This is a genomic window from Methanobrevibacter sp. (assembly GCF_045577275.1).
GTDB lineage: Archaea > Methanobacteriota > Methanobacteria > Methanobacteriales > Methanobacteriaceae > Methanobrevibacter.
On sequence record NZ_JAZNIB010000122.1, the window covers coordinates 1 to 8,002 of the forward strand.

At 32.8% G+C, this 8,002-nt stretch carries 9 protein-coding genes; all 9 read left to right on the forward strand.

What is annotated here, in order from left to right; all coding sequences use genetic code 11:
• Positions 1-81: 81 nt before the first annotated feature.
• The 9 genes from hmdB to ACKI67_RS03940 all read left to right on the forward strand — a co-directional run bounded on the left by hmdB (position 82) and on the right by ACKI67_RS03940 (position 7,870).
• The gene (gene hmdB, locus ACKI67_RS03900) at positions 82-1,083 is read left to right on the forward strand and encodes a 5,10-methenyltetrahydromethanopterin hydrogenase cofactor biosynthesis protein HmdB (protein ID WP_407462078.1); all 1,002 of its coding nucleotides are present in this window, start codon (positions 82-84) and stop codon (positions 1,081-1,083) included.
• A 106-nt stretch (positions 1,084-1,189) separates the two neighbouring features.
• Complete coding sequence (locus ACKI67_RS03905; protein WP_407462079.1) at positions 1,190-1,672, forward strand: DUF3236 domain-containing protein; 483 nt, start codon at positions 1,190-1,192, stop codon at positions 1,670-1,672.
• A 23-nt stretch (positions 1,673-1,695) separates the two neighbouring features.
• Positions 1,696-2,556 carry an SAM-dependent methyltransferase HcgC family protein gene (locus ACKI67_RS03910; RefSeq protein WP_407462080.1) on the forward strand — a complete coding sequence of 287 codons (861 nt, stop codon included), beginning with the start codon at positions 1,696-1,698 and terminating at the stop codon, positions 2,554-2,556.
• Between the two features lies 1 nt (position 2,557).
• Positions 2,558-3,286, forward strand: coding sequence for a Nif3-like dinuclear metal center hexameric protein (locus ACKI67_RS03915; protein WP_407462081.1), 729 nt, complete (start codon positions 2,558-2,560; stop codon positions 3,284-3,286).
• Positions 3,287-3,424: 138 nt separating this feature from the next.
• A complete protein-coding gene (locus tag ACKI67_RS03920; protein WP_407462082.1) occupies positions 3,425-4,069 on the forward strand; it encodes a hypothetical protein in 645 nt (214 codons plus the stop codon).
• 23 nt (positions 4,070-4,092) lie between these two features.
• Positions 4,093-4,695, forward strand: coding sequence for a UPF0254 family protein (locus tag ACKI67_RS03925; RefSeq protein ID WP_407462083.1), 603 nt, complete (start codon positions 4,093-4,095; stop codon positions 4,693-4,695).
• 338 nt (positions 4,696-5,033) lie between these two features.
• Positions 5,034-5,267, forward strand: coding sequence for a ferrous iron transport protein A (locus ACKI67_RS03930; protein ID WP_407462084.1), 234 nt, complete (start codon positions 5,034-5,036; stop codon positions 5,265-5,267).
• 251 nt (positions 5,268-5,518) lie between these two features.
• Positions 5,519-7,534 (forward strand): ferrous iron transport protein B, encoded by a 2,016-nt coding sequence (gene feoB / locus ACKI67_RS03935; RefSeq protein WP_407462085.1) that lies wholly within the window; start codon positions 5,519-5,521, stop codon positions 7,532-7,534.
• A gap of 141 nt (positions 7,535-7,675) precedes the next feature.
• The gene (locus ACKI67_RS03940) at positions 7,676-7,870 is read left to right on the forward strand and encodes a hypothetical protein (RefSeq protein WP_407462086.1); all 195 of its coding nucleotides are present in this window, start codon (positions 7,676-7,678) and stop codon (positions 7,868-7,870) included.
• Positions 7,871-8,002 lie beyond the last annotated feature (132 nt).

The window sequence follows — 8,002 nt, forward strand, 5'->3', positions numbered from 1 at the left end:
AATGTTAATCTAATTATTTTATTTAATTATTTAAATTAATTATTCTAATTAATTATTTTATAAACTAGTTAAGGTGTTAACTTGATAGAATTTATCTTAGAAAAAGCTGAAAATAGAGAAAAATTAAGTAAAAATGAGTTAATTCAATTATTTGAAATAGATGATGAGGAAAATCTAAGGAAATTATGTAAAATTGCATGTGACATTCGTAATGAGTGTTCCGATGTGATCAAATTAACTTCAACAATTCATCTTACAAATAAATGTCAAGTTCAACCAAGATGTAAGTATTGCGGGTTTGCTGCAAAAACTTCCTCAATAGGATATTATAATGCATTCTATAAGTCTGATGAGGAAATTCGTCAGGCAGCATTCTGCGTTGAGAAATCAGGCATTCCTAGAATAAGCTGTTCTGGAGGACATGGCTATAAAGGCAAGCAGGCAGTTAATGCTGCAAGAATAGTAAAAGGTGAAACTTCACTTGAAATCTTGGTTAATGTAGGTGCTGACTTAACTCAAGAAGCAGTGGATGAATTAAAGAAATGCAATGCCGATACTGTTTGCTGTAATTTAGAAACCATCAATGAGGATGTTTTCAATTTCGTAAAGCCTGGTGAAAAATTATCAGACCGTATCAACATTTGTCAGATGGTATCAGATGCAGGAATTGGATTGTCTTCTGGACTATTGATTGGTCTTGGTGAATCCTATGAGGATAGGGTTGACCACTTAATGTTCTTGGGAACCTTTGAGACTTTAGAGGAAATACCTATAATGGGCTTCAATCCTTATGTGGACACACCAATGGAAAATCATCCTCCATGTTCAATTGAAGAGCAGTTAAAGACAATTGCAATTACCAGAATTATGTATCCAAGAATCAGGATTACCGTTCCAACACCGACCATCGGTCCTGAAAATGTGGAACTTCCTTTGCTTGCAGGAGCCAATAATCTTGCAACTGTAATTCCAGAGGATTATCCTTTGGTTGTAAAAGGAGTTGGAAATCCGGAATACGGCAATTTGCATGAAGTGATTTCCGTAGTAGAGGATTTAGGTCTTGAAGTTCAGCTTCATGCTTAAGATCTTGATAAAATCCAATGATTTTTGATATTGGCTTTATCAGATTTTATTTAATTTTTTTTTAAAGTTTCAGTTTTATTAATTTCAATTTTATTTTGGTGAAAAAATGGCCTTTGAAGAAAGTATTAGAAAAGCTTCCACACAATCTTATGAGGGTACTCGTAAAGGAGATACCTTAGAGGAAATTAAGGAAATTCAAAATTATATTAGGAATGCAAAGATTGTTGTTCCAAATAAAAATGGAATCAAGGTGGAGGTCATCAATGAAGTTCTCAAAAAATTCAATATCCCTCCTGCCGAATATTTACATGTCAATACCAATTATGCTGATTTTAGCAGAACTCCAGCTATCTCAAAGGCCATGATAGCCATAGATCAGTCTGATGCAGATCTGGTCATTGCCAGAGGTCGTTTGGGAATTCCAGGTTCCGGTTCATTTTTGGTTTTTATGGACAACAAGTCCAGAATTCTCACTGCAGCCTCCTCTCCATCACATGTGATTCACAAGCAATCTTTAGAGGAAACAGTCTATAAGGAAACATTGGAAGCGTTAAGGAAAGTTGGATTTGAATGTGATGAGGATATTTAATTCTTAAATTTCCGAGGATTAAAATGGATAATAAAGATTATGATACTGGAATAAGTTCAGAGGTTTTTACAGTAAAATCAAGTATTAGATTAATTGATATTTTCAATCTGATTTTGGAAAAGAAAGCAAATGCTGTAATGGATTTATTCAATAAGTTAGATAATGAGGAAATTATCAATAAGGAAAGTTCTATCGTAATTATCGGAACTTATTTTACAGGAATCGCTATTGCAAAATATTTGTCCTTCAATAATTTCAAGGATATCACTATTGTAGATATTTATCCTCATTTGGAGGGATTGATAGATTCAAAATTAGGAAATCCTCTCATATCTCAAGAGGAGACTAAAGAAGATGGATTGATGGAGAATTTTAAAAACATCAAGTTCTCTTCAGATTTGGACTTAATTAAAAATGCTGATGCTGTCATTGACACAACTGGATTGGGGGGAATTAATGAGAGTCAATCCGAAGCTATTTTTACAAAGGTATTCCTGATTGAAGACCCGATAGCTGAAGAAAATGATGCCTTGCTAAAGGATAAGAATAACATTTACAATAGGGCAAATATGGTTAATTCCTATAATAGGTATGTTCTCAAAACCAAAGGATTGAATACAAAAACATCTGGGACCATGACTTTGGCAATAGATGTCTTAAGGCAATCCATGAATAGAATATTGGCCAAAGAGGGAGTTCTTTATTGCGCATCTGAAATGACATTTTATGAAGAGATTATCTTTAAGGAAAAGGATTTGGAAAGATTCTTTAGATTGATTGAATCACCTGTCATTAAGGTTTCAACAATTAAGCCATTTGACTGTGATGATATTATTAAGGACTTTATTGATGAGATATGTTCAGAAATTTTAATTAGGTGGTAATGTGTTTGCAAATGATATTTTTAATATTATAGATGAATTGGTGCCTCGTAATTATGCATTGGAAAATGACAATGTGGGGTATTTCAGTAAAAATTATGAAAATTTAGATATTAGGAATATTAATGTTTTGATGGATCTGTTGCCTGAAGATGACTTGAAATTTGAAGAAGGGGATCTGGTTATTTCACATCATCCTCCATTGTTCATGCCAAAGACCCCAACATATGTTGTTCATTCAAATTGGGACATCATAAATGGAGGTTCAAATGATGCTTTAGCCTATTATTTAGGTTTGAAACCTATTTCAATCTTTCATAAGCCTACTGGAATAGGCAGGATCTGCTCTTCAACAAAGACATTGGACCAGTTTCTGGCTCTGGTTTGCTATAAGTTCGGACCTGAAAATGTTCGCTTGGTTAATGATGGGGATTTTGATAAGATGCTTAGAAAGATAGCTATTGTCTCTGGTTTCGGATTAAGCAATAAGGAGTTTATTAAATTGGCCAAAGACAGGTCTGTTGATGCTTTCGTGTCTGGTGACTTAAACCATTCAAATGCAATATTGGCTAAAAAGTTAGGAGTTACCTTAATTGATGTTTCTCACCATATAATAGAGCTTCCAGGCTTATTTGCATTTACACAATTGCTGAAAAATCATCAGGGGATTGATGTTCCAGTGGAAATGATAGACACAGGAGTTCCATGGAAATATATCTCCGCTGATTTCTAATATTTTCAAATGATTAATTTTTTATGAGGATTTATTTTTAAGAATAATTAAGTTTTCTTTTTAAAATTTATCATTTTGATTTTTAATTTATAATTTTAATTTTTAATCTTTAATTTATAGTTTAGTTTATGTGATAAAATGATTCAAGAAATGGAAAATAATTTGATACCTAAAGGAAGTATAGATTTAGTTGGATTTGGCAGATTAGGCTTAAGAACAGGCATTAATCTCATTCAAATTCATAGGGGCGGACCAGCTAAAATAACTGTTATTGATGGTCAAAAAATATCAGAATCAGATATAATATTCTTGTTGAAAGGTGCTGAAGTAGGTACCTATAAAGCTGATTTCTTAAAGAAGCTTTCTACTCATGACCCTGATTTCAGAGAAGTTGTCTCTATAACTGAAGACATTTCTGAAGATAATATTGATTTAATTACAGGGGATGTTGTTGTTATTGAAATTGCTGGAGGAAACACAATACCTACAGCTGCAAACATTATTAAAAAAGCACATGAAAATGGTTCTAAAACAATTGGAACTACTGGAATCTTCGGAATTGGTGATGAAGAGATAGTGGTGAAAGACATTTCTGAATTTGATGATTCCAACCCTGCAGTCAATGAATTAAGAAAAGAAGGAATCGTAAAGGACCATCTGATTCTAACCACCAGCACATTTATTAGAGATGCAATTCCAATAACTCCATATGTTTTGGATAATATTGCAAACACCCTAACAAAAGAGGCTTTAAAATTATTGATAGAAAAGAATAATGAATAATTGATTATTCTGAAGGTTTAAAAATGATTACAATAGCTACTGCAGAATGCTTTACCCATGGAATATTGGCTCGAGAAATTCATGCCCTTGCTCAGGGATATGAAGATAATTTTGGGTCTAAATATTCATATTTGGTAAATGAAGTTCAAAAGGATTGCTTGAAGGATGCAATTCTTGAGGATAAATGTTCCATTTTTGATTTGACTTATTTAAGTGTAACATGTGGTTTGTTCATACCTACTTTGGATGCTGTCAAATCAATTCTTCAAATAGAAAATCCTGTAGAGCCTTTGGAGTTGATCAAGGGAATTAAGGTTTATGATGACAGCGGCGATATTGAAATGTCTATCCTAATGGCAGAAGCTGCTAAAAAAATAGCTGATGCATCTATAGGTATAGGTACAACTGCAGGAATCGGATACGGAGGTATCGCTATCGTTGATGATGATGTAATTATTAGCACTAGTTCTGATGTAAGTGCTAATTTAATTGATGCTGATTCCGATAATTTGTACATGCGCCAAAAGAGCGGAATAGAGAAAACATTAAAGATCTTGATTTATTATTTAAATGGTAATTTTGATAGGATCAAATCTTTAAATAATGTCACTATTTTTTATAAATAATCTTTTCTTGGTTTTTATTATATTCTATTAATATTTTTATATTGTGTATTAGGTATACCTAAACTTTATATATCATGAAAACCATAATATCAATTAGGTTTTAGGTATACCAAAATAATTATGTTGGGCAATCTTTTTATTTCATTTTAATTAACAATCCAAAATATTTTTAAAAACCAATGCAATTATTTAAAAATATCCCCATTTTTAAAAAAGAACTTTTAAAAATTTTAATTAAACTGCAAATATCTCAAATGTTGGGATTGCATCAAACATAGATTTAGGCATACCTAAATTCCTACCATATGCTTATTTTATAATATTTGTGAGGAAAAACTATGAAAAAAAAATTAAGTGAACTCAAATCTGGAGAATCTGGTACTTTAGTTTCATATGGTTCTGGAGGGGACTTGGAATTAAAAAGACATTTGCTCGGCATGGGCTTTGTTAAAGGTGCTGATGTGGAAGTAGAAAAAGTTGCACCTCTTGGAGATCCTATGCAAATCAAAGTGAAGGGATATTCCGTATGTCTTAGAAAAGAGGAAGCTAAAAATATTGAAATTGAAGTATAATTCAATTATAATTCAATTGTGATTCAAAAATTTCTAATATGCATATTGAGAATTATATTTTGATAATTTCCTTAAAATATATTAAAATCTTTTTATAGGGGATTTTTATATTTCATTTTTATTAATAAATCATTTCAAATCTTAATTTTCGGATTTTTAATTCTTTATTAATGACTTTATTTTTATAAATTTCAAATTAAATTTTATTCATTAAGATTTAATTAAACTAAAATTTTTTAAAAGGTATAAATATGGCAAATCTTAAAATAGGTTTAGCAGGTAATCCTAATGTAGGAAAAACCACTTTATTCAATACTTTAACTGGTTTAAACCAACATGTAGGTAATTGGCCTGGTAAAACCGTAGCACAAGCAAAAGGTCATTATAAGCATAATGGCAATGAGGTAGAAGTAATAGATTTACCTGGTAACTATGCTTTAAGTGCTCATTCAATGGAAGAGATTGTATCAAGAGACTTCATCGTAGATGAAGACGCTGATGTAATCGTGAACATCATAGATGCGGCTAACATTGAAAGAAACCTGTATCTTACTGTTCAAATGATGGAACTCGGAGCTAATTTGGTTGTAGCTTTAAACATGAATAAGTATGCTCAGGATAAAGGGTATACCATAAATGCAAGCAAGCTTTCTGAATTATTGGGAGTTCCTGTTGTTGAAATCGAAGCAAATAGTGATACCGGTAAGGAAGAATTACTCAGAACTATTGAACAAGCAGCCCAAAACCCAGTGGACACTACTGAAAGATTGGTTTATAACAATGAACTTAAAGAACATATCGCTGAGCTTCAGGCTGTTATAGAAGAAGATAAGAACTTACTTGACGTTCCTTCATCATGGATTGCAATCAAATTGCTTGAAAATGATGAGATTGTAGAAGAGAAAATTGAAGGGTCTTCAAAAAGGAACAACATTCAATCTGAAACCCAAAAAGTAAAAGACCACTTGCAGGGTATTTTTGGAGAAGGCAGTGAAGAGGTAATTGCAAATGCGAGATATGCATTCATTGATGGACTATTGAAGGAATCTCTCACAAAGCCTGATCATATGAAGGTATCCATAAGTGAAAAAATCGATAGAATCGTTACCAACAGAATTTTGGGGTTCCCGATTTTCATAGTTTTAATGTACATAATGTTTGAAATCGTATTTACATTTGGTGCACCTTTCCAAGACTTGATTGATGAGTTCTTTGGAATACTTGGTGATACAATCATCGCATCCCTTGGTGAAACAATGCTTTCATCCTTCCTCGTAAATGGACTCATTGGAGGAGTAGGTGGTGTGCTTGTATTCTTGCCTCAAATTATTCTACTGTTCTTGATCATCAGTTTCCTTGAAGACTGCGGATACTTGGCAAGAGCGGCATTCGTAATGGATAAGCTTATGCACAAGTTTGTTGGATTGCATGGTAAGGCATTCATCCCTATGCTTTTAGGATTCGGTTGTGGTGTACCAGGTATTATGGCAACCAGAACCATGGAAAACGAAAAGGACAGATTGATTACAATGTTGATTGTACCATTCATGTCCTGTTCCGCTAGAATGCCTGTATACTTGTTATTGGTTGGTGCATTTTTCGCTGCTAACCAAAGTCTTGTAATCTTATCCTTGTACTTGGTAGGTATAATTGTGGCAGTAATTGTTGCATTTATCCTAAGGAAAACTACATTTAAGGAAATGTCCGCTCCATTCGTAATGGAATTGCCTGATTATAAATTGCCTACAATCAGAGGTATATTGATGCACACCCTTGAAAAATCATGGGGATTCATTAAAAAGGCAGGTACCATTATTTTGGTAGCAAGTATTGTAATTTGGATGTTAAGTTACTTCCCTGCAGGAGTGGAGTATGGATCTCAAGAAAGTGCAATCGGTACAATCGGTACTGTAATCGCTCCAGTATTCGCTCCTTTAGGATTCGGCGAATGGCAACCAGCTGTAGCATTGGCATTTGGTCTTGTCGCTAAGGAGGTTGTAGTCGGTACCTTCAGCTCACTCTTCGGAGTGGCGGAGGAGGGAGCCGGAATCGCCGCAGCAATGCACGGAATATTCACTCCTCTTACAGCTTATGTATTTATGGTATTTGTATTGCTGTACATACCTTGTTTCGCTGCCCTTGGGGCAATCAAACAAGAAACCGGCGGATGGAAATATCCATTGATCATGTCTGGAGTTACCTTAGTGACTGCATATGTGGTTTCCTTCATAGTATATATGGTAGGACTTGGATTAGGATTGGGTTAACCCAATTCTAATTTTAATTTTTTTATTAGACATTAGAAATTAATTAGAATAAATTTTAATTATTTTTTTAATTAGAATAAATTTTAATTATTTCTATTAATTCAAATCAATTTTAATTATTTTATTATTTAAGGTGATATCATGCAATGTAGAATGTGTGGTTTTGAATTTGATCCCATGGAAGGAGGATCATGTGGAAGTTGTGGACAATGCAAAGGCTGCAATAAGGCAATCTGTCCAAGATGCGGATATGGAAATTCCCTAGCTTATGAAAAGGAATTTGATTATATTTCAAAACTTCAAAAAAAGATTAAATCTATCAGATCAATGATTTAATATTTTTTTCTAAAATCTTGATTAAAACACTGTTTTTAATCATCAAATATTTATATTAACTTAATTTTACATAAAAGACACTTATTTTCATTAATTCTTAAAAAACAATATAATATTTCATTATGCACTGAA

Bases quoted from the DNA above. Each gene is read 5' to 3' on its own strand.
- feoB (WP_407462085.1), top strand. From the start codon at position 5,519: ATGGCAAATCTTAAAATAGGTTTAGCAGGTAATCCTAATGTAGGAAAA.
- ACKI67_RS03940 (WP_407462086.1), top strand. From the start codon at position 7,676: ATGCAATGTAGAATGTGTGGTTTTGAATTTGATCCCATGGAAGGAGGA.
- ACKI67_RS03905 (WP_407462079.1), top strand. From the start codon at position 1,190: ATGGCCTTTGAAGAAAGTATTAGAAAAGCTTCCACACAATCTTATGAG.
- ACKI67_RS03930 (WP_407462084.1), top strand. From the start codon at position 5,034: ATGAAAAAAAAATTAAGTGAACTCAAATCTGGAGAATCTGGTACTTTA.
- ACKI67_RS03920 (WP_407462082.1), top strand. From the start codon at position 3,425: ATGATTCAAGAAATGGAAAATAATTTGATACCTAAAGGAAGTATAGAT.
- ACKI67_RS03925 (WP_407462083.1), top strand. From the start codon at position 4,093: ATGATTACAATAGCTACTGCAGAATGCTTTACCCATGGAATATTGGCT.
- ACKI67_RS03910 (WP_407462080.1), top strand. From the start codon at position 1,696: ATGGATAATAAAGATTATGATACTGGAATAAGTTCAGAGGTTTTTACA.